The 22,117-nt window shown below is 69.0% G+C and carries 16 protein-coding genes; 7 read left to right on the forward strand and 9 right to left on the reverse strand.

All coding sequences use genetic code 11. The features are described from left to right. Positions 1-25 precede the first annotated feature (25 nt). Together BJF79_RS22595 and BJF79_RS22600 are read left to right on the forward strand one after the other, a co-directional pair. A complete protein-coding gene (locus BJF79_RS22595) occupies positions 26-589 on the forward strand; it encodes a sigma-70 family RNA polymerase sigma factor (RefSeq protein WP_083733669.1) in 564 nt (187 codons plus the stop codon). Continuing rightward, positions 586-1,656, forward strand: coding sequence for a hypothetical protein (locus BJF79_RS22600; RefSeq protein WP_075900250.1), 1,071 nt, complete (start codon positions 586-588; stop codon positions 1,654-1,656). The genes BJF79_RS22595 and BJF79_RS22600 overlap by 4 nt, the downstream gene beginning before the upstream one ends. A gap of 175 nt (positions 1,657-1,831) precedes the next feature. On the opposite strand, the gene BJF79_RS22605 is transcribed toward BJF79_RS22600, so the two are convergent. Next, complete coding sequence (locus BJF79_RS22605; protein WP_075900252.1) at positions 1,832-2,122, reverse strand: hypothetical protein; 291 nt, start codon at positions 2,120-2,122, stop codon at positions 1,832-1,834. 7 nt (positions 2,123-2,129) lie between these two features. Continuing rightward, positions 2,130-2,432, reverse strand: coding sequence for a HEAT repeat domain-containing protein (locus tag BJF79_RS22610; protein ID WP_075900254.1), 303 nt, complete (start codon positions 2,430-2,432; stop codon positions 2,130-2,132). 87 nt (positions 2,433-2,519) lie between these two features. Between BJF79_RS22610 and BJF79_RS22615 the strand changes: the two genes are divergently transcribed. Next, a complete protein-coding gene (locus BJF79_RS22615) occupies positions 2,520-3,371 on the forward strand; it encodes a hypothetical protein (protein WP_083733671.1) in 852 nt (283 codons plus the stop codon). Here BJF79_RS22615 and BJF79_RS22620 read toward each other — a convergent pair. Continuing rightward, positions 3,355-4,821: an amidase gene (locus BJF79_RS22620; RefSeq protein WP_075900256.1), complete on the reverse strand. Its 1,467-nt coding sequence runs from the start codon at positions 4,819-4,821 to the stop codon at positions 3,355-3,357. The genes BJF79_RS22615 and BJF79_RS22620 overlap by 17 nt on opposite strands. Positions 4,822-4,946: 125 nt before the next feature. Here BJF79_RS22620 and BJF79_RS22625 point away from each other — a divergent pair, with 125 nt between their 5' ends. Then, on the forward strand, positions 4,947-5,510 hold the full coding sequence (locus tag BJF79_RS22625) for a TetR/AcrR family transcriptional regulator (protein WP_075900258.1): 564 nt from the start codon (positions 4,947-4,949) through the stop codon (positions 5,508-5,510). 19 nt (positions 5,511-5,529) lie between these two features. Here the strand turns inward: BJF79_RS22625 and BJF79_RS22630 are convergent, their stop codons facing one another. Beyond that, entirely contained in the window at positions 5,530-5,979 is a 450-nt protein-coding gene (locus tag BJF79_RS22630) for an ATP-binding protein (protein WP_075900260.1), read from the reverse strand. A gap of 332 nt (positions 5,980-6,311) precedes the next feature. Between BJF79_RS22630 and BJF79_RS22635 the strand changes: the two genes are divergently transcribed. The 3 genes from BJF79_RS22635 to BJF79_RS22645 all read left to right on the forward strand — a co-directional run bounded on the left by BJF79_RS22635 (position 6,312) and on the right by BJF79_RS22645 (position 8,081). After that, entirely contained in the window at positions 6,312-7,169 is an 858-nt protein-coding gene (locus BJF79_RS22635; protein ID WP_083733673.1) for a helix-turn-helix domain-containing protein, read from the forward strand. Positions 7,170-7,191: 22 nt separating this feature from the next. Further along, on the forward strand, positions 7,192-7,386 hold the full coding sequence (locus tag BJF79_RS22640; RefSeq protein ID WP_075900262.1) for a DUF397 domain-containing protein: 195 nt from the start codon (positions 7,192-7,194) through the stop codon (positions 7,384-7,386). A 137-nt stretch (positions 7,387-7,523) separates the two neighbouring features. Further along, the gene (locus BJF79_RS22645) at positions 7,524-8,081 is read left to right on the forward strand and encodes a nitroreductase family protein (protein WP_075900306.1); all 558 of its coding nucleotides are present in this window, start codon (positions 7,524-7,526) and stop codon (positions 8,079-8,081) included. A 476-nt stretch (positions 8,082-8,557) separates the two neighbouring features. On the opposite strand, the gene BJF79_RS22650 is transcribed toward BJF79_RS22645, so the two are convergent. The 5 genes from BJF79_RS22650 to BJF79_RS22665 form a co-directional block, all read right to left on the reverse strand. Further along, positions 8,558-9,667, reverse strand: a complete 1,110-nt coding sequence (locus tag BJF79_RS22650; RefSeq protein WP_075900264.1) for a hypothetical protein — start codon at positions 9,665-9,667, stop codon at positions 8,558-8,560. 156 nt (positions 9,668-9,823) lie between these two features. Beyond that, a complete protein-coding gene (locus tag BJF79_RS22655) occupies positions 9,824-13,927 on the reverse strand; it encodes an Eco57I restriction-modification methylase domain-containing protein (RefSeq protein WP_075900266.1) in 4,104 nt (1,367 codons plus the stop codon). Next, a complete protein-coding gene (locus tag BJF79_RS22660; protein WP_075900268.1) occupies positions 13,924-16,830 on the reverse strand; it encodes a helicase-related protein in 2,907 nt (968 codons plus the stop codon). Before BJF79_RS22660 ends, BJF79_RS22655 begins: the two co-directional genes overlap by 4 nt. A 37-nt stretch (positions 16,831-16,867) precedes the next feature. Further along, complete coding sequence (locus tag BJF79_RS61145; RefSeq protein ID WP_262402420.1) at positions 16,868-18,100, reverse strand: DUF1998 domain-containing protein; 1,233 nt, start codon at positions 18,098-18,100, stop codon at positions 16,868-16,870. A 46-nt stretch (positions 18,101-18,146) separates the two neighbouring features. Then, positions 18,147-22,055 (reverse strand): DEAD/DEAH box helicase, encoded by a 3,909-nt coding sequence (locus BJF79_RS22665; protein WP_262402421.1) that lies wholly within the window; start codon positions 22,053-22,055, stop codon positions 18,147-18,149. Between the last annotated feature and the right edge of the window lie 62 nt (positions 22,056-22,117).

Below are 22,117 nucleotides of genomic sequence, written 5' to 3' on the forward strand. Positions count from 1 at the left end.
TCCCGGGTTCGTTGGTTCTTCGGGTATGAGGTTGCATCATCGCGGCTCCCCCACGGCCGAGAGCGGCGACGAAACGCCCGAAGGGCCCGGCCCGGCGGGCGACGCCGGGCTCGCGGGGCTGTTCCGCACCCACCACGTGTCCCTCGTACGGCTCGCGGTGCTGCTCGTCGGCGACCAGGGCACCGCCGAGGACGTCGTGCAGGACGTCTACGCCCGGCTGCGGCACCGCGAACGGCGCGGCGGAACGCCCGCCGAGCCGCCGGACCTGCTCGCCTACGCGCGGACCGCCGTGCTGAACGCCTGCCGCACCCTGCTGCGGCGCCGCGCCCTGACGCACCGGCTGTTCCAGCCCCCGCAGCCGGTGTGGTCGGCGGAGACCGACGCGCTGATCGCCGACGACCGGCGGCGCGTCCTGCGGGCGCTGGCCCGGCTGCCCGTCCGGCAGCGGGAGGCGATCGTCCTGCGCTACTACATCGGCCTCTCCGAGACGGAGATCGCCGCGGCGATGGGGGTGCGGCCCGGCACCGTCAAGTCCACCGTCTCCCGGGGCCTGGCCGCGCTCCGCGCCCGTTACGAGGAGGAACGATGACACGCCCGTCCGAGGAACTGCTGCGGTCGGCGCTGTCCGACGCCGCCGCGACCGTCCGTCCCGAGGCGCTGCGGCCGCTGCCCGGCACGCCGCCCCCGCGGCGGCGCCGCGCCCTGCTCGCGGTGCCGTCGGCCGTGCTGGTGGCGGCGGCCGTCGTCGCGCTGCTGATCGTCGCACCGTGGACGCGGGACGGTTCGTCCCCGCGCTTCTCCCTCGCCTCCTACGCGGGCGCGGACTACGTCCTCGAAGGCCCGTGGCCCCCGGGCATGCCGTCGGTGCCGGTGCGCGACGCCGACACCGGCCGGGTCGTCGCGGAGATCCCCGTTCCCGAGGGCTCGTCGGGTTTCCGCGACGTCGCCGACACCGGGGACAACCGGACGTTCGTCCTCACCACCGCCGACCCCGAAGCCTGCACCGTCCGGTTCCACCGCCTCACGCTGCGGGACAACGGACGACCGGCCGGACCGCTGACCGAACTGGACGGCACGGCCGTGCGGCAGCGGATGGGCGAAGGGCAGGGGCAGGTCGCCGCCTCGCCGGGGCTGCGCCGGATCGCCTACGCGGGCCGGGACTGCGGAGACTCCGCCGGGGGGACCATCACGGTCGTCGACACCGCCACCGGGGAACACCGCGTCACGAAGCTCCCGCCCCGCGCCCTGGCGTCCTCGCTGGGCTGGGCACCGAACGGCCGCGACCTGGTCTTCGAGACGATGGGCGACTACCTGGAGCGCGAACTGCGGACCCTCGACACACGAACGGGCGAACTCGGCACGGTCTCCCTCGGATCCGGTGACGTGGAACTGCACGGCGCCGCGTTCGTCGGGGACGGCACGCACATCGTGGCGCTCGTCCGCGACGGCAGGGGGAACCGCGTCGTCTGGTACTCGATGGCCACCGAGAAGATCACCCGGCAGGTGCCGCTCGCGCCGAGCGCCCCCGACGCGCCGTCCATGTTCGAGGCGGCCGGGGACCGGGTCGTCGTCCTGATCGACGACCGGGTCAGCGTCATCACCGGAACGAAGGTGACCACCGAGAAGTTCGACGGCGACCTCGTGTCCCTCCCCTGAGCCGGGTCAGAGCGGCCGGGGGTGCCGTCACAGGGCAGATAAAGGTCCTCACGGGCGCGGGTGGCGGCGACGAACAGCAGCGAGCGTTCGGAGAGCATGTCGAGATCGGACGAGGCGACGGCCGCGTCGAGCGGGTGGGCGCGGCCGGTGACGCCGACGAGCCGCATGACTAAACCTAGACGCATCGCCCGACGAGCACGGACCCGTTGCCGACTCCGCCGGCGTCCCCGCCGATCTGAAGTTTCCCCGTCGATCCCGGGCCGAGCCGGTCGATCTCGCGACCGTAGAACCAGATGCGCCGCACCGTCAGATCGACCGGCCGTTCCGCGCCGGACACATCCCGCACCGAATGCAGACGGCCGCCCAGTCGCGCGTCCCCTTGCAGGACGCGCACAATGACCAGCCAATCGCCCGCCGCATCCCGTTCCACCGGCATCGAAACCTGCAGCCGGACCTCGCCGTCCACGGGAACCTCAGGCGATGAGGCCGTCGGCCTGCGCCCGCTCCAACTCCTGCCACGCCTCGCGGGTGTCGAGCATCTCCAGGCCGCGAACGGCCCAGAACCGCAGCGAGTCGTCCATGCTCTCCAACTGCTCGCGGAACAACTCCAAGGCCCGGACGGACCTGGCTTCGGCGACGAGTTCCAGCAGCAGACAGCGCAGGCCGTCGTCGTCCTCCGCCGCGAACTCCGCGATCAGCTCCTCGACGTACGCGTCCGCGTGCTCGCGCAGAAAATCGAACGCGTCCGCCCGGACCCGCGCGTCCTTCTCCCGCATGTGTTGAATGGCCTGATCGAAACGCCGCCGCGACATACGCGGACTTTACTGCCGATCTCGCCCCGACGCGTCCCGTACGCTCGGGCCGTGCGACTCGCGAACTGGGCACTGCTCGACCGGCTGACGCAGCGTTGGGTGCGGACGACCGGCCGTCCGGTCGACCTGCACGACCGGACGTGGCTCGCCGGGCCCCACGGGGGCCGCGGCTCCTGGCTCCACCGCGAGGCCGGACGGCTCGGCGCCCGCGTGCGCGACGGCGAGGCCGACGCGGGCCTGCTCCCCTCGATGACCGCCCTCGACGGCCCCGCGTTCGACGCGGACGACCTGCACCCGCACGTCCGGGACTTCTACGAGCACACCACCCGATGGCGGGTCGACCTGTGGTCGCAGTGGTCGCCGTGGGCGTGGCCGTTCGGGTGGCTGATCTCGGCGCTGTTCGCCCGACGGCTCCAGCAGCTCGCCCTGCCGCTCCGTCCGATGGACGTGGCGCACGGCATGACGAGCGAGGTCACGCCCGTGGCCGCCCCGGACGGCACGCCGCTCGGCGCGTCCTGGCAGCGCCGCCTCCGCGCGACCGGCACCACGGTCTTCAGCGGCTGGTACCAGCCGATCGTTCTGCCCGGCGATGCGCAGCCCCGCGTGCGGGTGGTGTTCCCGCTGCCGAACGGACGGCTGGTCGTCCTGCTCCGCCCGCAGGTCACGGCGGACGGCGGCCTGCTGCTCACCTCGCCCGGCGGACGGGACGGCGCGCACCTCGTCGTCGAGCGCGGCCCCCGCGCGTGGACGCGGCGGATCCCCGTGCACGAACGTTTCCACGTACACGTGGACACCGAAGACGTCCTCCGCACCGACCACACGCTCAACCTATGGTCGATCCCGGTGCTGAAGCTGCACTACCGCCTCGACGAGCGCGACCGCGCGGTCACCGCTGCGCCGTGACCCCCGGGGAAGGGCTGTGGTCCCCCGCCCACACCGTGGGAGTTCGGCCCGACCACGGGCTCGCGTGTTCGAGTTGACCGGCGAGGCGGAAGAGGCGGTCCTCACGCCCGTAATCGGCGGCGAACTGCATCCCGATCGGGAGCCCCGTCTCGGCATCGGCCGTCACGGGCACGGACATGGCGGGCGTACCCGCCACGTTGAACGCCATGGTGAACGGCGAGCGGTCGTTGATCCGGTCGATCCAGCCAGGGCCGTCCAGCGCGTCCGCGCCCTCGGCAAGGGCTCCCAACGGCATGGGGAGCTCCGGCAGGGTCGGGGTGAGCAGCAGGTCGTGAGCGTCGAAGTACCGTGCCAGGCTTCGGGCGACCCGGTTCCGGACCCCGAGAGCGCCGACGAACTGGGCGCCGCCGACCCGCCGCCCGTCACGGTGACCGGCGAGGGTCACCGGTTCGAGGGTCGAGGAGTCGACGGGCCGGTCGAAGGCGGCGGCCAGCCCGTCGACCATGGCCGCGAGGTTCACCGTCAGCAGCCGGGCGGTGGCGAGGACGAACTCCTCCCAGTCGACCCCGAGGTCGACCTCGACCTCGTCCACCCGGTGGCCGAGGGATTCGAGCAGGCGCACGGTGCGGGAGAGGCCGTCGGCCACCGGCGCGGTGGTGCGGCGTCCGCCCCACGCCTGGGGCAGGACGCCGATCCGCAGCGAGCCCGGATGGCGGGTGACCTCTTCCGCGTACGGCCGGGACGGCTGCTGGGCGAAGTAGGGGTCGCCCGGTTCCGGGCCGCGGATCTGGTCGAGCAGCGCCGCACCGTCGCGGACCGTCCGGCTGACGCTCCCGTGCACGGCCAGTCCGCTGAAGACCTCGTCGGCGTCGGGTCCCATGGAGACCCGGCCGCGCGTGGGCTTCAGCCCGAAGAGCCCGTTGCAGGCGGCCGGGATACGCAGCGAGCCCGCGGCGTCGGTGGCGTGCGCGACGGGGACGATCCCGGCGGCGACGGCCGCGCCCGCGCCCCCGCTCGACCCGCCCGCGCTCCGCTCCAGGTCCCACGGGTTGCGGGTCGGACCGTGCAGCGCCGATTCCGTCGTGATGCTGTAGGCCATCTCCGGTGTCGCGGTGCGCCCGAACGTCACCAGGCCGGCGCGGCGGAAGCGCCGCATCAGGAAGGAATCGGCACCGGCGACGAGACCGGCCGCGAGACGGCTGCCCATCTCCATCCGCCTCCCGGCCATGGAGACGGCGATGTCCTTGATCAGGAAAGGGACCCCGGCCAGCGGCCCGCCGCCGGGCCCGCCCTCGGACGGCCATGTCTCCACGATCGCGTTGATCTGCGGATCGACCGTTCCTGCGGCCGCACGCGCCGCTTCTTCCAGTTCCGCAGGGGCCACTTCACCGTCGGCCACCAGCTTCGCGAGCCCGACCGCGTCGAAGCTCGCGTACTCGGAAACGTTCACTGCCACTCCCAGCCAAGAGACGATACCGTCCGGCATCTAACGATACCCATCGGTATCACACGAGCCGGACTGGTACCGTAACGGGCGTGAGAATCCCGCAACCGACCGCCGGAAGGCCGACCAGGGTGGCGAAACTGCCGCCCCGTGAGCGCATCCTCGACGCGGCGGAAGAGCTCTTCCGGAGCGAGGGGATCCGGCGGGTGACCCTCCAGGCGATCGCCGACCGGGCCGAGACGACCAAAATGGCGATCTACCGGCATTTCGAGACCAAGGACGCGCTGGTCGCGGAGTGGCTGCGGATCGTCGCCGCCGACTACCAGGCGGCCTTCGACCGGGTCGAGGCCGACCACCCCGGCCGCCCCCGGGAGCAGATCCTGGGGCTGGCCCGGTTCATCGCCGAGGGGCTGCCGGGGATCTCGCACCGGGGCTGCCCGTTCATCAACTCCATCGCCGAACTGCCCGACCGCTCCCACCCCGCCCGGCAGGTGATCGAGAACCACAAGGCCCTGCAGACCCGGAGACTCGTCGCCATGTGCACCGAAGCCGGACTGCCCGACCCCGAACAGGCCGCGGCCGAAATCACCTTCCTGCTCGAAGGCGCGCAGGTCAGCACACAGAACGGCAGCATCGACCGAACGAGCGATCGACTGATGAGAATCGTCGAGGGAATCCTGGACCGTTCGCTGTAACGGCCGCCCGTCCCGCGGTTCACCCAGCCTCCGGACGGCCCGAACCGGCCGCGACGCGCGGAAAGGTGGCGCGGACGGTGCGGCCCCGCACGTCCCCCGACCAGGACCACGACGAAGCCAGGGCCTCCACGGTCAGCAGCCCCCGGCCGCTCTCCACGAGGTCGGTGATGTCGCGCAGGCGCGGCACCCCCGGCCCGCCCTCGTCGGCGACGTAGACGATGACCCCTGCGAGGTCCATGCAGATCTCGACCGTGAACCGGCCGCCGTCCCGTCCGGAACGGGTGTGCCGGACGGCGTTCACGGCCAGTTCGTCCACGACGAGGAGGACGTCGTCCAGCGCGGGGAAGTCGGCGAGCAGGTGCGCCGCGAACGCCCGGACGACCCGGGCCTGGTCGGTCGTGCCGGGGAACCCGCGCCGCCAGTACATGGACGTCCCGGGCTGCGTGGCGTCGGAAACGGCGAGCAACATCGATCACCTCACGGAAGTCGGCCTTCTCTCGAACGCCCTCATCCTCAGCGAGCGCTCAACTCCCCCGCCCGCCGAACCGCTGGGTAGCCGACCCGAACGGCGATCGAGTGCTCGCCCACCGACGACGTCACAGGGAGCACTGTCCATGAACAGCACGTTCCCACCGTGCACGTTCACGAGACGAACGCTCGCCTTCCGAATCGAGCACACAAAGGCGCCGCGAGCAAGGACACGTAGCGAGTTCAAGTGTTAACTCTGAGTTGACACGCCGATTTCCCCTCGGTCGGCACCCGCCACCCCCGGTCTCACCGGCCCGATCATGGAGGACACCGGTGCCCAGTCCCTTCGTACGCCGCCAGCGTCTCGCGTCGGAGCTGCGTTCCCTCCGAGAGCAGCACGGCATGACCGCCGACGAGCTGTCCCGGCGGATCTTCCGCTCTCGAACGACGATCTCCAAGCTGGAGAACGCCCGCTGCCGCCCCGATGTCGCCGACGTCATGAAGATCCTCGACGTCCTCGAGATCACCGGCGACAAGTGGGCCGAAATGCTCGACCTCGCCCGGGAAGCACACGAGCGCGGCTGGTGGGATTCCTATGGCGACGCCATGGGCGCTCGCCAGCGCATGTACGCGAGCCTCGAATCCGATGCCGCGACCATCCGGGGTTATTACCAGATGTCCCTCCCGGGCCTCGTCCAGACTCCGGAGTTCACCGAAGCTCTCATCGAACTCGACAAGGCCGAAGGGGCCACACTCACCTATGTGCCCAAGCGCAGCTTGGCGGCACGGCAGCAACGACAGCGCATCGCCTTCCGACCCGACGGCCCGTCCTGCGAGATCGTCCTCGACGAGTTCGTCCTGAAACGACTGGCCGTCCCCGCCTCGGTCATGGTCGCGCAACTCCGTCACACGGTGGACGTCCTCATCCGACAGCCGCGCTTCACCATCCGAGTCCTACCGGTGGACGCCACCATGCCACCGGGCCGACTCCCACCCTCGACCTTCACCATCTACACATTCCACGACCCGGCCGACCCCACGACGGTGGTCGCGGAGAACGCGGCCACGACCTCGTTCACTCCCGGCCGCGGGAGGTGGCACACTACGAACGTCTCCACGACCGTCTCCGACAGGCCGCTCTCCCCTCACTCGAAAGCCTCTCGCTTCTCGTGGACACGGCCGATCGGCTGAGCGAACAGGCAGGCTCTAACACGTGACGCAGCAGTACAACGGCTGGCTCAAGTCCAGCTATAGCAACCCCGACACCGACTGTGTCGAGGTAGGCCGTTCCCCCCACGGCACTATCGGCGTGCGCGACACCAAGCAGCACGGCACCGGCCCCGTCCTCGACCTGACCCCCCACGAGTGGGCCGCGTTCCTGCGAGCCGTCCGCTCCCCCGCCTCCTGACGAACGAACACGGCCGGGATCGACGACCACGATCCCGGCCCGTCCCCGTAGCGGGGCTCTTCCTGCCAGCAGGCTGTTAGAGCGCTGCGCTCACCCCGGCCGAAATACGCGCTCGCGGTCGCCGGTTGCAGCGGATCATGCACCATCCTCAGAAGCCCAGCGGCATACACCCGCTGCTCGCCGGGCGCTTCAGTCCCTACCGCTTCGATCCTTCGGCGGTCGTCGACGACCACGCCCTCGGGCTGCTGCTGGAAGCCGCGCGGTGGGCCCCGTCGGCGGGGAACTCCCAGCCGTGGGGCTTCTTCGTCGGCAGGCCCGGTGAGCCGGAACACGACCGGGTGCGCTCGCACCTTGCACCGAGCTCGGCCCGCTGGGCGACGGGTGCGAGCCTGCTCGTCGTCACGCTGACGCGTCGGCACGTCGGCGACACCCGGTTGCTCTACTCCGAGTTCGCGGACTACGACCTCGGCCAGGCCGTCGCCCACATGACTGTTCAAGCCCAAGCCATGGGGCTGGCCGCACACCAATTCCGGGCCTTCGACCTAGAAGGGCTCACCAAGGAGCTGGACCCGAACCCGGGTTGGGTGATCGTCTCCATGGTCGCGGTGGGCAAGGCGGTCGGCGGTCCTCCGGAGGGCCGTGGCCGGCGCAGCATCGCGCACTTGCGCTCCGCTCCCTGGTCACCGGCGGAGTAACAGTCGAGTCGTGATCATTGATCCCCGACCGCGCGTCGGCGGCCCTCCGGTCCGGAACCGAGGGTTCCATCTTGGCTGCGGCGGCCCCCAACCTCGACTTCACCCCTCACGAGTCGGCCGCGTTCCTGCGGGTCGTCCGCTCTCCCGCCCTCCTGACGGACGAACACGGCCGGGATCGACGACCGCGACCCCGGCCCCGCCTCGCAGGCGTCACTTTTCCTGAGGCCGACGACGGGGGCGTTCGTGGAAGTCGTGGCAGGCGCCGTGCACAATGGCTGGTCCGACAACGGCGGTCTGTCCCTGTTTGCTCACTGCCGCTTGGACGTTCAAGCCTTCGCCCAGCAAAGGATCTCAAGGTCGAGGTGCTGTTCCGCAGGAGGTCGAGAGCGTCGACACTCTCAAGAAAGTCCAGGCCCGCGCCTGATCGACGTCGGTAGGACACGCCTCAGTCTTCGTGGGGCCTACGCACAGTGGATTCAGTGTTGGCAGCGATCTCGTAGCTTGGCAATGACTGCCTTCTCTTGCGTGTTGAGGTCCCCATCGACGGCAGCGACCTGTTCCGCGGCGTAGACAACGTCGTTGAGATCCCCAGGCTCGGCGTCGACGCGGTGCCACACCTCGTCCAGGTCGATTTCGATGACGTTGGCGAGATGCTCATCGCTGACCTGATGCCTTTCCCTGGCAAGCCGCGTCAGCTGCTGGAACAGCAGGCGCTCGGTGTCAGCAATCTTGCCGTCCGCGTTAATGACGAGCCACGCGACCCACAGCAGCAGCTGCGGGTGCTGGGTGCGTCGGATCAAAGTGTCCGCGAGTTCGATCACCCGTGCTTCGTCACGGAATACGGATCGGGCGTGGCGTCCCGCGATCACGGTCGTGTAGCGGTTAACCAAGATGGTGAGCGGTACCCCGATGCCAGGAATAGCGAACTTGATGATATTGCGTTGAAGAAGGTGTTTCCCGACGAACGATAGGCTTTTCGCGGCGGCAAGAACCGGACCGGAATAGTACTTCTTGAGTACTTGCCGAACCAAACCGGGTACGAACTTCGTCACACCGCTCCGGACAGCCTCTCCAGCCTTTATTCCGAATGCCACTCGGATGAGCTTCAACATGTCTTCGGGATCGTTCACATCCAGGGGGATTTGGTAAATCACGGCGATGTCGTGGGCTAGGCGCATCTGCAACTGGGAGATGTACGTCAGATCGACCATGAACGTGACGACTCCGGCTGGAACAGTGGCAGGGCTGGCGCCGCCCAACGAGCCGATGGTCGCGGCGATCGTCCCGGCATAGACGCTGGAGCTAATCCCACCTTCAATCGCAGCATACTTTGCCGCTAGCTTGATCTGCTGCTCGACGATACCGTCTGCGGGCATACCCTCGTACTTCTGCTTGAAGTACTCCCAGGTGGCATTCTCGGTGTACGACCGCAGCGCTTGGGTGCAGAGCTTCGTGAACCAGCCGCCCGATTTAATATCGTCCGCGCTCAGCCCTTTAACGAACTCTCGCAGTCTGGCGCGCTCCTGTTCGACAGCTTCACGGTCGGAATCGTCGTCGTTAACGGGGCCAGGCAGCTCTTTGGTCACGGCGGATCCTCCAAGATAGTTCAGCGACTTGCAAGGTCGCCAAATATGGGCAATCGATGAGCGAACTGTTAAACAACATGGTGGCGCGTTGTCACCGAATTTCAGATTGTTGCCCACACGGCACCTCGGACCACACGGCTTGGCGGGGCGGGGCGCTCAGGGGAGCGGCGAGGGTGCGGAGTGGCGAGGGCCCTGACCGGGGGGCGGGTCGAGGATGGTCTTGTACGGCTCCCCGGTGCGAATGGCCTGGGTCATCGCGTCGTAGACCTCAAGGATCAGCTCCTTGGTCCGATACGACCCGAACACCGCGACGTCCTTCTTCTTCACGATCGGGAACGTCTCCATGATGTAGTCGACGTCGTCCCGCTCGATCCCGTACAGGTGGAAGAACGCGGCGTCCAGTTCCGCCCGCAGCAACCGCCGCCGCTCCACATCCCACTTGAGTGGAGCACCGTCGTAACCGATCTCGCCCGCAAAGCCCCTAATGTCCGTCGCCGCGTGATTCAACTCCATCACACGTCGCGACACCCACCGAGAAACTCCGCACTCCCTGTCCCAAAACGCTTGCCCCAAGAAGGCAGGCGACAGTACCGGAAGTTGCTGCCAAATGAAAAAGTTCATCGTCGTGCCACCTATCTTCTGCCTGCTGGAAAAATCCAGCACGAAAGATGAGAGGCAGGCTTGAAGTGCAGCCAATTCTTCAGTCGAACATTCAGATAGCATGATGGGAATTTTGTTACCCACACCAGCTAGAGGGAATATGAAGGAAATCGCCGTTCGCTCATCAGTTGCCCGACAGATGTCGCGCCACCCCAGAAGCCATCTGCGGTTCCACCCCTTACCCGAGAGACGGGACATAACTCCTGACTCCCGGATGGGCTTACCTTGCTTGTCCCGCTTGTTTCCGGGGACGTCGTGCTCGGGAACCCAGTAGCGCGGAAGAACGGCGAAACTCGGGTCCTGTTTCTCGGCTGGGGTGACGTCGCGGACCGACCCATCGGCCTCGTAGGTGGCCCAGCGGTGGTCGTAGTGGTGCAGCATCTTTGCCTCGTACAGCGGCAAGTATCGCTGCTCGCCGCGCGTGAAGACGTTGCCCTCCAGACGCCAACCGTCCTCTTCGAGCTCCTCCCGCGTCTTGAAAAGGTGCGAGTCGTTCGACATGTGGAACATCGTCATGAACGACACGCCCCAGGGGTTGCCGTTGGGGTCGCCCTCCTTCAGCAGGACGGGGACGCGGCGGTAGATGCCGAGCGTGATCTCGGCGTCGCGGCGACTGCGGAAGACCGGGCAGGTGCTGGTGTTCGGGTTGATGAGGGTGATCTCTTCGGGGGTCAGCGTGAAGCGCTTGAGCGGTGTCTCCAACTCGGCGGGGTCGTGCAGGAAGAAGGCGAAGTCGGCCTTCGCTTCCCGTTCCTTCCGGCCCGCGAGTGTGAGCAGCACGAACTTGAAGCGACTGTCCACGTCCCGGAAGAGCAGCGCACGGTTCTCGAAGTCGTACAGTGACGCCAGGGAGCGCGACTCGACCACGTCGCGGAAGAAGTGCTGGGTCGTGGCGTCGGTCGCGATGCCGGTCGGCACGATGATGCCCAGGCGTCCGCGAGGCCCGAGGACCGTCCGGTCGTGCTCGGAGAAGACGGCGTAGGTGTTGATGTCGCCCCGGCCGGTGAGCGGGTAGCGTCCGGCCATCCGAAGGAAGTGGCTTTCGAATTCAGCCTGGCGCTTGGCCTTGCCGAAAGCGGCGTACAGGTCCGGGTTCTCTTCCTTCAGCGCCTCGATGAGGTTAGTCCGGGCGGCCTTGTTCGGGGCCTTGGCGATCTCTTCGTCACGGGTTGCGAAGAACTCCTGCTCCTGGAGCTTGATGCGCTCCCACGGCGGGTTGCCGAGGACGCAGGAGAAGCCGCCGGCCCAACCGGTTCGGGGGTCGATGCCGGGGGCGTTCTCGTCGTCGGGCACGTTGAAGACGCTCGGGAACTCCAGGTGCCAGTGGAAGAAGCGGTACTGCTTGGCCAGCTTCCGCAGGTCGTCGCGCATCCGCTCGGCGAGTGCGGTCGGAGCCTGGTGGAGCTTCTCGAGGGTGCGGGTCGTGATGGCGTCCTGTCCCTCCGTCTTCGTCCAGACGAAGGCCGCGCACCAGGCGTCGTAGAGGTCCTTCTGGCCCAGGTATTCGGACGACTTCTGCATCTCCTGGAAGGCCGCCTGCTGGGCGTGGACCTGCGTCAGGTGGTCACTCTGAGCATTGGTGATGGCCGTGACTCGGCGGGCAAGGCCCTCGTTTCCGGCACACATGCGTGCGTCCTCGAAAAGCTCGCCCTGCACTCCGATGTGGCGCTTCTCGTACGCCTCGCGCTCGGTCTTGTTGCGCTTCTTGAGGGCGGTGACCCACTTCTTGTCGTCACCCTCGATCGCTTTGAAGGCGTCGTCCGGCAAGCCGGCGTCCAAGAGCTTCGGGGTGGTGCCGAGGAGGGCGTTGCCGACCTTGATGTGGGCGTCGAGGAAGCTGAGCGCCTTGCCAGGCTCCAGAGCCTCCAGCCAGAGGGAGACCTTGGCCAGCTCGACAGCCATGGGGTTCAGATCCACGCCGTAGATGCAATTGGCCACTACCTCGCGCAGGGCATGGCGGACCGACTCGATCGACGGTTCAGGGTCGCCGGTGCGGACGAACGCGAGGCGCTTGGCGATCCGGCGGGCGGCGGCGACCAGGAAGTGGCCCGAGCCGCAGGCCGGGTCGCAGACGGTGAGTTTGAGGAGTGCCTTCTCCTGCTCCTCCGGGGTGTCGCCCCCGTTCTTCACCGCGTCGTCGATGACCGGGTCCAGCGCGGAGTCGAGGAGGGTGTCGATCAGGGACGCCGGGGTGTAGTACGAACCGCTCGTCTTGCGGTCGTTGCCGCTGAGCTGGCGCAGCTCGAACGCGCCCTTCGCCGGGTCGTACTTCGGGACGTACTCCAGCAGCGACTCGTAGACCGAGCCGAGTTCCTCCGAGCCCAGGTGCTTGAAGTCGACTCGGCGGACGCGGCGGGCCTTCTGGTCCTGCACGCGGGACAGTGACCGGACGGCCGTGAGCAGGTGCTCGTTCACCAGGGAAAGGCCGTGCAGGGCGTGGTCCGCCCCGGAGAGTTCGAAGATGCCGCCGAGGGCGGGGAGGCCGAGCTCGGGGCGTCCGCTCTCCTGGCCGAGGCCGTCCAGGACGAGCGTCACCGCCTGCCACTGGTCGTCGTGGCGGCCGCCGTGGCGGCGGGCAGCGATGCGGCGGAGCTTGTCCGTCGAGAAGTACTCGGTGTAGCGGTCGCGGGCCGGCTGCGGCGCGGACGGGTCGAGCAGGACGTCTCGGTCTTCGGCTACGAACAGGAACAGCAGCCGGTAGACCGTCCGGAGGAGGGCTCGGTGCAGGGTCTCCGGGGTGACGGCCTTGTTGTCGCGGTCCCGCAGGGCAGCCCGGAGGTTCTCGTTGTCCGGGTGCTGGATGAACCCTGTCCCCAGGGTCTCGATCGCCTCCTTGACCGTGACGCGGAGCTGGTCGAGGACGCGGGCGCCGGAGTCGATCGCCTCCTGGCGCCACTTCTCCAGCCAGCAGGATGCCGGCCCGGCGTCCTCGCCATGGAGCTCGAAGCGGGACGAGTGGGCGACGCGGTACAGCAGGACGAACGCGTCGAACGCCTCGCCCTCGAAGATCGCCTCGAGGTCGAACTCGACGTACGCTGAGCTCGCGAGGGCGCTGGAGTCGCGGAGGATGCGCAGCAGCCGTCCGTTCGTGGCGATCCCCCACAGGGACGCGGCACTCCGGTTCAGGTACTCCTGGACGAGCGACTGCGGGGCCGCGTCAGCGGCTCCAGGGATGCCCTTGCTGCGCCGGTCGAGGGGCACGCCCCATCCGAGCTGGTGGACCGGGACGTGCTGCCACTGGTGGCTGATGGCGAACTGCTTCTCACCGTCGTCGCTGGTCAGGCCACCGGAAGGCGTGCGGGGAACATAGCCGAAGCCGAGTTCCTGGAAAAGGCGTCCGAGCCAGTATTCGCGGGTGATGCCGACGGCCGGGTCGTCCTCGGTGAGCTGTTCCTTGAACGCGGCGTACCGGCCCCGCAGGTACGTCCAGGAACGCTCGGCCACGTCGGTGACCGTCTCGTCCTTGGCCAGGTGGTAAGCGGCGGGCTTGGCGCCGGGCAGGTCTTTGTTACCGGACGCGATGCGGAGCAGGGTCTCTTCGGGCAGGAGGCCGCCGACGGTGGCGACGCCGAGGGGGAGGGTGGTGGTGCTGCGGCTCATCGGGCGGCCTCTCCGGTCACGGGCAGGTAGACGTACAGGCCGAGGACGTCGGCGGAACGGTCGGCTTCGACGCGCAGGCCGCGGCGGACGGCGCCGGCGGCCTCGCGGACGCGCGCGTGCGAGGCGCGGAGGTTGTCGGCCAGGTCGCGGCCGTACTGGTCGAGGTGGGGGCGGAGGGTGTCCAGGCCGTCCAGGACGCGCGTGGCCGTGGCGGTCGCGAACTCCTCGGGAGTGTTCTCGTCCGCGCGGACGTCCAGCAGTGCGAGGGCCTCTTCCTCGCTGAGCCACTCGGCCTTGGCGGGGCTGCCGCGGAAGGCGAGGACGCGGGCGTCCTCGGCGATCTGGCGGCGGCGCCCACCGTCACGCGTCGGCAACTGGAGGTGGAACCGGTGGCGGACGAGCAACAGCGTCGTGCGGGTCGGCACCGAGGTCGTCCGGACCACACCGCAGCGGCGGGCGGGACGCTGCCAGCCGTCCAGCTTCGGGTCCAGTGCGGCGTCCAGGACGAACCGGGCGAGCGTCCCCACGGTGGCGTCGGTGCGGACGAGCGCGGCCTCGCCCCGCTTGACCGGGGGCAGCGGGTGGAACGTGATCTGACGGGCGTTCTTCGGCCCGAGGACGGCTTCCAAGCCGCTGAGCAGGGAGTTCGGGAGTCCGCCGGTGTCGGCGGTGAGGGTGCCGTCGGGGTTATCGGCGAGCTGTCCGCGCAGCCGGACAACGGCCGTCCGGACGAACTCGGCGACCTCGGCGCCGGAGCCGAGCGCGGCGCGGATCTCGGTGACCTCGCGGGCCACCTCGTCCGCGTGGATCGCATGCTGCGCGAACCGGGCGCGGGACGCCTTCTCACGTTCGGCGGCGCTGACCCATTCGGCGTGCAGGTCGTCGCGCTTGGAGGCGAACCCGAAGTCGAAGCTGAGCTGCTCGGCGTCCTCGCGTCGGAGGAGAAGCCCTTCGAGGACGGCGTTCATGACGCTGTCGGACTCGTCCAGGACGGCGACGGATACGCCGGTGGCTTTGCGGATCTCGGCGTGCTTGCGGATCAGGATGTCCCAGACGATGCCGTCGATCTGGTTGTCGGATCCGTAGATGGTGACGGCGCGGACGGTGTCGCGGCGCTGCCCGTATCGGTCCACCCGACCTTCGCGCTGCTCATGGCGTGTGGGGTTCCAGGCCAGGTCGTAGTGGACGACCGCGTCGAACCCTTCCTGAAGATTGACGCCTTCGGACAGGCAGTCCGTGGCGACCAGGACGCGGCGTTCCGGGCGGGTCTGCTCCTCGGCGTCTTCGTCGGCGGGGGCACCAGAGATCATGCGGTCGATGCGGGCGATGCGCTGGGCCGGGGACAGGGTGCCGGTGACGGAGGCGACCTCGGTCTTCTTGCCGAGCGCGTCGCCAAGATGCTCGGCGACGTATTCGGCGGTGGGGATGAAGCGGCAGAAGACGATCGGGTTGTAGCCGTCCTTCAGCAGGTTCTTCACGAGCTTGGTCAGCTCGGTGAGCTTGCTGTCGGCATTGCCCTCCAGGGCTTCGGCCTGCTTGGCGAGGCGGCGGAGACGCTGCTGGGGGGCGGCGCCGTCGGCGTCCTCCAGGTCGGCGCCGGGTGCGGCGTCGACGGCCTGGGCGGAGTCGTCGTCGGTGAGGTCCATGACGGCGATGCGGCCCAGCTCGTCCGCCTCGGGGACGGTCTTGGCGTCCAGGTTCGCGGCGCGGGTACGCAGGGTCTGCGCGGCGGCGCGGGGCGAGGACGCAAGGGACCGCAGCAGGGCGAGCGCCGACCACCAGCGGACGCGCTGCCGAACGACGCCGTCGGTCTCGTCGAGGGCCTGCTCGCGAGCGTAGTCGAGGACGGCCTCGAACAGTTTCCGGTACTCGGCGGACAGCTTGTACGTGAGCTCCTTGCTCTCCCGGTCCTTGGGGAACGGGGTCTCCTCACCGATGAAGCTGCGGACGTCGGCGCGGCGTCGCTGGACGAAGTGGCGGGCGAGCTTCTTGCGTCCGGCGTCGGTGTCGAGGGGGACGTCGGCGAGTTCGGGGTCGAGGAGGGCGAGCAGGTCTCGAAACGCCTCGTCCTTGCCGCTGTGCGGGGTCGCGGTGACCAGGAGCAGGTGCCGGGAGCGGTCCGCGGCGATCTTGCCGACCAATTCGTGGCGGAGCTGGCGGCCATCGCGGCTGCCGGTGGAGCCGGCGGTGACGCAGGTGTGGGCCTCGTCGACGATCACCAGGTCCGGGCAGTGGCGAAGGAACTCGTCGCGGTGCCGCGGGTTCTTGATGTAGTCGGTCGAGACGATGACGTTGGGGTGTCGCTGGAACAGCGACTCGCCGATGTCGAGGGAGCGTTCGAGGCGGGGCACGGTGGAGGACAGGACGAGTTCGGCCTCGATGCCGAACTTGCCGCGCAGTTCCTCCTGCCACTGCTCGGCGAGCGCCGGGCTGCACAGGACGGCCAGTCCGGATGCTTCGCCCTGCGCGAGCATCTCGGCGGCGATCAGCCCCGATTCGACGGTCTTGCCGATGCCGACGTCGTCCGCGATGAGCAGCCGGACGGTCTCCTGCCGCAGCGCCATCAGCAGCGGGACGAACTGGTAGGAGCGGGGATCGACCGCGAGCTGTGCGAGGGAGCGGAACGGACCAGCGCCGGAGCGGAAGCCGATGCGCAGCGCGGACCGCAGCAGTCCCGCGGACGTCTGGTCGCCCAGGTCGTCGGGGGTGGGCGGCGGGAAGCTGGCGAGTTCGACGTCTTCCAGCGCGGGCAGCACTCCGACGAGGTCGTCCTGGGCGCCACCAAGGGGACGCAGGATGAGAAGGTCGGCATCCGAACCGGGCTGCACAACCCATTCACGACCACGGGCTCGTACCAGGACACCGGGGACGAATTCGGCGGCCTCGGGCACGTTGACACTCATGTTTCGGGGGGTTTCCTTTCAGGGGTGCCGGGACCGCTTACTCGTCGCCGGGGCCAAAGACGCTGCGGTTCGCGCGGACGATCTTGTGCCAGTCGCCGTCGTGCCGGAACCGGATGACGCGCCATCCACGGTCGAGTAGGCGTTCCCCGGCGTCCTCGTCACGTCGGGCGACGTGGAAGTCGTCGTGCGCGGGGCCGTCCACGAACACGGCGACCTTGTTGTTGCCGGGGAGTCGGTAGACGTAGTCGGGCTGGGCGAGCGCCTCGGTGACGAGCAGTTGCTGCTCGGTGGGCAGCCGGTGGCCGCGTTCCCGCAACCAGGCGATCAGCTCGCCTTCGAGGGAACTGTCCGCCTTCTCGATCAGCTCCTCGGCGTTCTCATCCCGCCGAACCTCTCCCCCGGCGAGGCGGAGCAGCAGATCACGGACGGCGTGCCGATCGATCAGGTGGTGCTGGAGCTGATTACCGAACGACAGGAGGCAGTCGTAACAGCCCTTTTCGCACCGGTTCTCCGGGCGAGGACCGCCGAGGTCGTCGCCGGTGTCCGGGTCGAAATGGGCGATCTGTAGTGCCTCCCGCGCGACGCGGGCGAGCGAGTCGTGGTCGGCCTGGAGGCGGCGCAGGACGCCCGCGCCGCCCTCAGCGCTCTCGACGAACAGCATCCGCATGCGTTCCGGGCCGTTGTCGGGCGGCAGCGGCTCACTGTCCAGTTCGGAGTCCTCCAGTTGGAAGACCGCTTCGATCCCGCGCTCCAGCGCGTACTGGAGCGACACCGCGGTCTCGGTCGGCACGGGCGCGGCGAGCGTCAGCACCAGGATGTTGCGGCGGTCCTCGACGTAGGGGATGACGCGGACGCGGCGAACCTTGTCCTCGGACTCACCGTCGGCGAGGCCGGTCTCCTCGTCGGTGAGCTCGGTGCCGGGCGGGGCCGACTTGGCTTCCCTCGACGGCAACCAGCGGCCGTTCACGGTGTCGAGCCAGAAACCGGTCTCCTTCTCCTTGCCACGCCGGTAGCCGAGGTTCGCGACGCGGACGGTCGCGCTGTCGCCGTAGCTGAGATCGGCGATCGGGTCGCCGGACGCGTCGGCGGCACGCGCGTCCAGGCGTCCCTTGCGCTTGCCGTGGTCGTGGAACCGGTACGACGTCTCCAGCTCGAACCCGGCGCGGCGGCGTTCCTCCTCGTCCGAAGAGATCCGCTCGCGGCGCTCGGTGAAGACGGTGTGCAGTTGCATCCAGCCACCGACCGCGATGGGCAGGGGCGTCTCGCACATCTCGCAGTTGTCGAGGCCGGGGCACGGCGCGTGGTGGTAACCGCAGTTACGGCAACGGCGGGCCTCGCCGGTAGCGACGTCCCCGCTCTCCTCGGTCGGCACCTGGACGCGCTTGACCTGGTACCTCGTGGTAGATCAGAGCGCCGGGACCGAACTCGCGGATGGCGATGAAGCGGGAGCGCTGCAGGTAGTCGCCGTCCTTGTCGGCGAGTTTGCCTCCCCGGCCGGGGATGTAGGCGGCGAGAGGCAGGCGCGGGAACGAGTAGCCCGGCAGGAACCCTTCGGAGGCGAGGTAACGGTACGGGTTGAAGTCCGACAGCGTCCCGCCGTCCTGTTCGTTGCGCAGCAGCCGCAGCTGGGTCTCGGCCTCGGCGCGGCGCCGCTTGGCGCGGGTCCGGGCGTCACCGGTGAGGGTGTAGTCGTCGGCGCGGTCGTGCTGGACCTCGCGCTCGTTCTTGGCCCGCTTGTAGAGGGTCCGCCACCGTTCGCAGGCCGCGTCGAACTCGGACGGCGCCGACCGGACGACCCGTTCGAGCCATTCGTCGTCCCACCACGAAGTCTCGCCGTCGAGTTCCTCCAGGAGCCCGGCGAGGACCCGTCCGGCTCGTGCGAGCGCGCGATTCTGGGCCTGCTCGGCGTCGATCTGCTCCTGGACGAGGCGGTGGAGCGGCAGCTCCGGGTTCGCGATGTCGATCAATTCGGGCATAGCGCGTCCGAGCGGCAGTTCCGTCTCGGCCAGCCAGAGCGCCTGGACGTGGGAGCGGACGAGGTCCTCGTTGCCGAGGTCGAGGCGCGGCGCAGCCACGGAGCCGGAGACCATCTGGTCCGAGCGGCGGAAGTAGTACCGGTCGTGGCTGTTGCCGCTGGCGCAGTAGGTGGTGACCAGGGCGGCCTGCCCGGATCGTCCGGCGCGTCCGCTGCGCTGCGCGTAGTTCGCGGGGGTCGGGGGGACGTTGCGCATCGTCACCGCGTTGAGCCCGGCGATGTCGACGCCCAACTCCATGGTGGGCGAGCAGTACAACAGCGGCAGCTTCGCCGTGCGGAACGCCCGCTCGCGGTCCTGCCGGACGTTGCTCGGCACTTGCGCGGTGTGCTCGCGGGCGAACAAGCCGGAAAGGCCGAGCGACTGCTTCTGATAGAGGTCGCGGAAGAACGGGTTGACGCGCGGGCGGGCGTCACCGCCGCCGAACTGCCAGCGCAACGGGTCCGCAACGCCGTACTCGCCGTCGCCCGCCCGCCAGACGATGACGGCGGCGTTGATGCGGTAGCCGGGCACTCCGCCGTTCTTGGGGGAGAAAGCCTCGGTGACGAGTCCGTGGGTGTGCAGAACCTTCAGCAGACCGGTGATGATCTGCTGGGCTTCGTCGGTGTCGATCCGGTCGGTCCAAGCGGGGAAACGTCCCGCGCGGCGGAGGTGGCGGCCGAAGCGGCCGCGGCCCGACAGGTTCAGGTCACCGCGGCTGCCGCCCGCGCGGCCGGAACGCGGGTAGGCTGCACCGACCAGAACCATCTTCTCGCGTTCGGGTAGCGCCCACGGGTCCTTGAGCTGGCGGGAGAGCTTGCTCATCTCCTCGAAGCCGAGCTCGGTGAGACACTCGGTGTCGATCGCGAGGACGCGGCGCATCTCGTCCAGCAGGATGCGAATCAGCTCGGCGCGGGTCTCCGGCTCGGCGGTACGCAGCGGGCCGGCGGTCTTCGCCCAGGTGGACTCGAGTGCCGCCAATTCGTCCAGGTCGGCATAGTCGATCTTGATGAGGCCGGTTTGCTCGAGGTTGGGCATCGTGACGCGCCAGCCGCGTTCCAGGTCGACGAACAGCCGGTAGCCGACGACCTCGCGCAGCGCGCGCTGGGTGCGGCGGCGCTGGGTGGACAGCTCCTCCGGGTTGAGCGCGTAGTCGGCGTGGTCGAGACCGAGTTCGGCGGCTACCGCCTGCGCCACGATCTCGTGGTGCAAGCCCTCCTCCCCCGCTTCGGCAGCAGCCCGGTAGAGGGCGCCGCGCAGCTGGGCGACCTGGGCGAAGTCGTTGAAGTGGCCGGCCTGAAGACTGGCGTCCTGGCGGTTGTCGACGAACGTCAGCAGCTTGCGGGCGCGCTCGGGAAGCTCGTCTTCGGGCATCTCCCGGAGGCTGTGCACGACGCTGCCGCTGATGACCGACACGGCGGAGCTACGCCCCTCCTGGTCGAGCCGCGCCAGCTTGCCGAAGTCGTTGCCGCGGGCCTGCTCGTAGGAGACGCCGCAGCCGAGGCAGAACCCGAACGGGGTCGGAACGTAGGCCGCGCGGACACCGTCCGCCGCGCCTGAATCGCGGTCGAGGACGGTGCCGTCCGGAAGCACGTGCAGGACCTGTGGGACGTACTTGCGGCGGGACGGGATGACCTCCGGGTTGCCGCCCGAGTCGAGCGTCAGCCAGCCGTCGGGAAGCCGCTGTTCCTGCAGTGCCTGCATCGTCGTGTCCGGCCAGGGGGCGCGCTCGGAGATGTAGAGGTACCCGGCCTGGTCCTCGTCGCCGCGGCGGTGGCGGATGATCGTGCGGCCCGCGTGCTCGTCACGGGCGACCGACAGGTACTCCTGGCCGCACTGGCGGCAGAACGCGAGGGGCAACAGCAGCTTGTCCGGTTCACCCGGCACGTAAAGCTGGTAGTCGCGGGTGATGTGGCGGGCGCCCTCGGGTTCGAGCGAGACGTGGACGGTGTCGCCCTTGGAGAGGAACTGGTGCAGCCGAAACGCGAACAGATACCGGTTCTCCTCGCGAGGATGCGGTGCCTCCGAGCCGGCCTTCAGCGTGCTCTTGATCGCTTCGGCGCAGCGCCCCTCGGACATGCCGGTCAGCTCCGCCAGTTCCGCGGCCGCCCGCTGCACGGTCGTGGGGCGACGCCGGACGAGCCGTCCGGTGCCCTTCTCGGTCTCCAGGCCGAATGCCGTCTCTATCCAGCGGGCGAGCGGGTTGCACGTCAGTTCGTCGTAGGAAGCGCCGGTGGGCGGCTGCGCGATCTGCACGGCCAGCTCGACCGGGTCGATGTCACCGTCCTCGGTGGAGCGCGTCAGCGTCTCCCCGATGACCCGGTGCGCCGCGATCGGAGTGTCGAAGATCTTGCTCGCGACGTCCGCGACCGTCCGCGCCTGGTCCTCACTGCTGCCGTCACTGGCCATCGTCGCGGAGGTCCCGACGCACTGCAGGCCGGTCGCCTCACAGGCATCCCGGACGCGACGGACCAACATGGCGACGTCCGCGCCCTGGCGTCCCCGATAGGTGTGCAGCTCGTCCAGGACCAGGAAGCGCAGGCCGCGGGCGGCGCTGATGAGATGCTGCCGCTCGCGGGGGCGGGTAAGCATCAGCTCGAGCATCACGTAGTTGGTCAGAAGGATGTCCGGCGGGTCGTCCAGGATGGCGCGGCGCCGCGTCTCGTCCTCCTGGCCGGTGTACCGGGCGAACGTGACGGGCTCGCTGCCCTCGCCGTAGCCGTTGCGAAGGAACTTGCCGAGCTCTTCGAGCTGGCTGTTGGCCAGCGCGTTCATCGGGTAGACGATGATCGCCTTCACCCCGGCCGGTGCTCCCTGCTCGCGGAGCCGGAGCACCCTGTCGACGATCGGAATGATGTAGGCGAGGGACTTCCCGGAACCTGTTCCGGTGGTCAGGACATAACTGTCGCCGGTGCGGGCCGCCTCAATAGCGTCCCGCTGATGGCGGCGAAGCTTCATGGGGGTACCGGCGAGCGAGTCCTCGGGCTTGCTCAAGCGGAAGATCCGCTCGGTCTCCGGGTGCAGAACCTCGGACCTGACCAGGTCGGGGATCGAGCCGCCGTCGGCGAAGCCGGGATTGAGGGACAGCCACGGATCGGGCCACTGCTCCCCCGCGTCGAGCCCGCTGCGGACGTGGTCGGCGATGTCCCGGTCCAGGACGTTGACGGCTCCCGAGGTGAACGCCCGGTAGTCCGCGATAAGCCGATCATGCACCCCGAAAACGTCCATGGACCCCTCTAACCGGGCGGTATGCAACTGTCGTCACTTAACGGACG

The organism is Actinomadura sp. CNU-125 (genome assembly GCF_001942465.1).
Taxonomy (GTDB): domain Bacteria; phylum Actinomycetota; class Actinomycetes; order Streptosporangiales; family Streptosporangiaceae; genus Spirillospora.

Bases quoted from the DNA above. Each gene is read 5' to 3' on its own strand.
- BJF79_RS22595 (WP_083733669.1), top strand. From the start codon at position 26: ATGAGGTTGCATCATCGCGGCTCCCCCACGGCCGAGAGCGGCGACGAA.
- BJF79_RS22600 (WP_075900250.1), top strand. From the start codon at position 586: ATGACACGCCCGTCCGAGGAACTGCTGCGGTCGGCGCTGTCCGACGCC.
- BJF79_RS22610 (WP_075900254.1), bottom strand. From the start codon at position 2,432: ATGCGGGAGAAGGACGCGCGGGTCCGGGCGGACGCGTTCGATTTTCTG.
- BJF79_RS22630 (WP_075900260.1), bottom strand. From the start codon at position 5,979: ATGTTGCTCGCCGTTTCCGACGCCACGCAGCCCGGGACGTCCATGTAC.
- BJF79_RS22645 (WP_075900306.1), top strand. From the start codon at position 7,524: ATGCACCATCCTCAGAAGCCCAGCGGCATACACCCGCTGCTCGCCGGG.
- BJF79_RS22655 (WP_075900266.1), bottom strand. From the start codon at position 13,927: ATGAGCCGCAGCACCACCACCCTCCCCCTCGGCGTCGCCACCGTCGGC.
- BJF79_RS22660 (WP_075900268.1), bottom strand. From the start codon at position 16,830: ATGAGTGTCAACGTGCCCGAGGCCGCCGAATTCGTCCCCGGTGTCCTG.
- BJF79_RS61145 (WP_262402420.1), bottom strand. From the start codon at position 18,100: ATGTGCGAGACGCCCCTGCCCATCGCGGTCGGTGGCTGGATGCAACTG.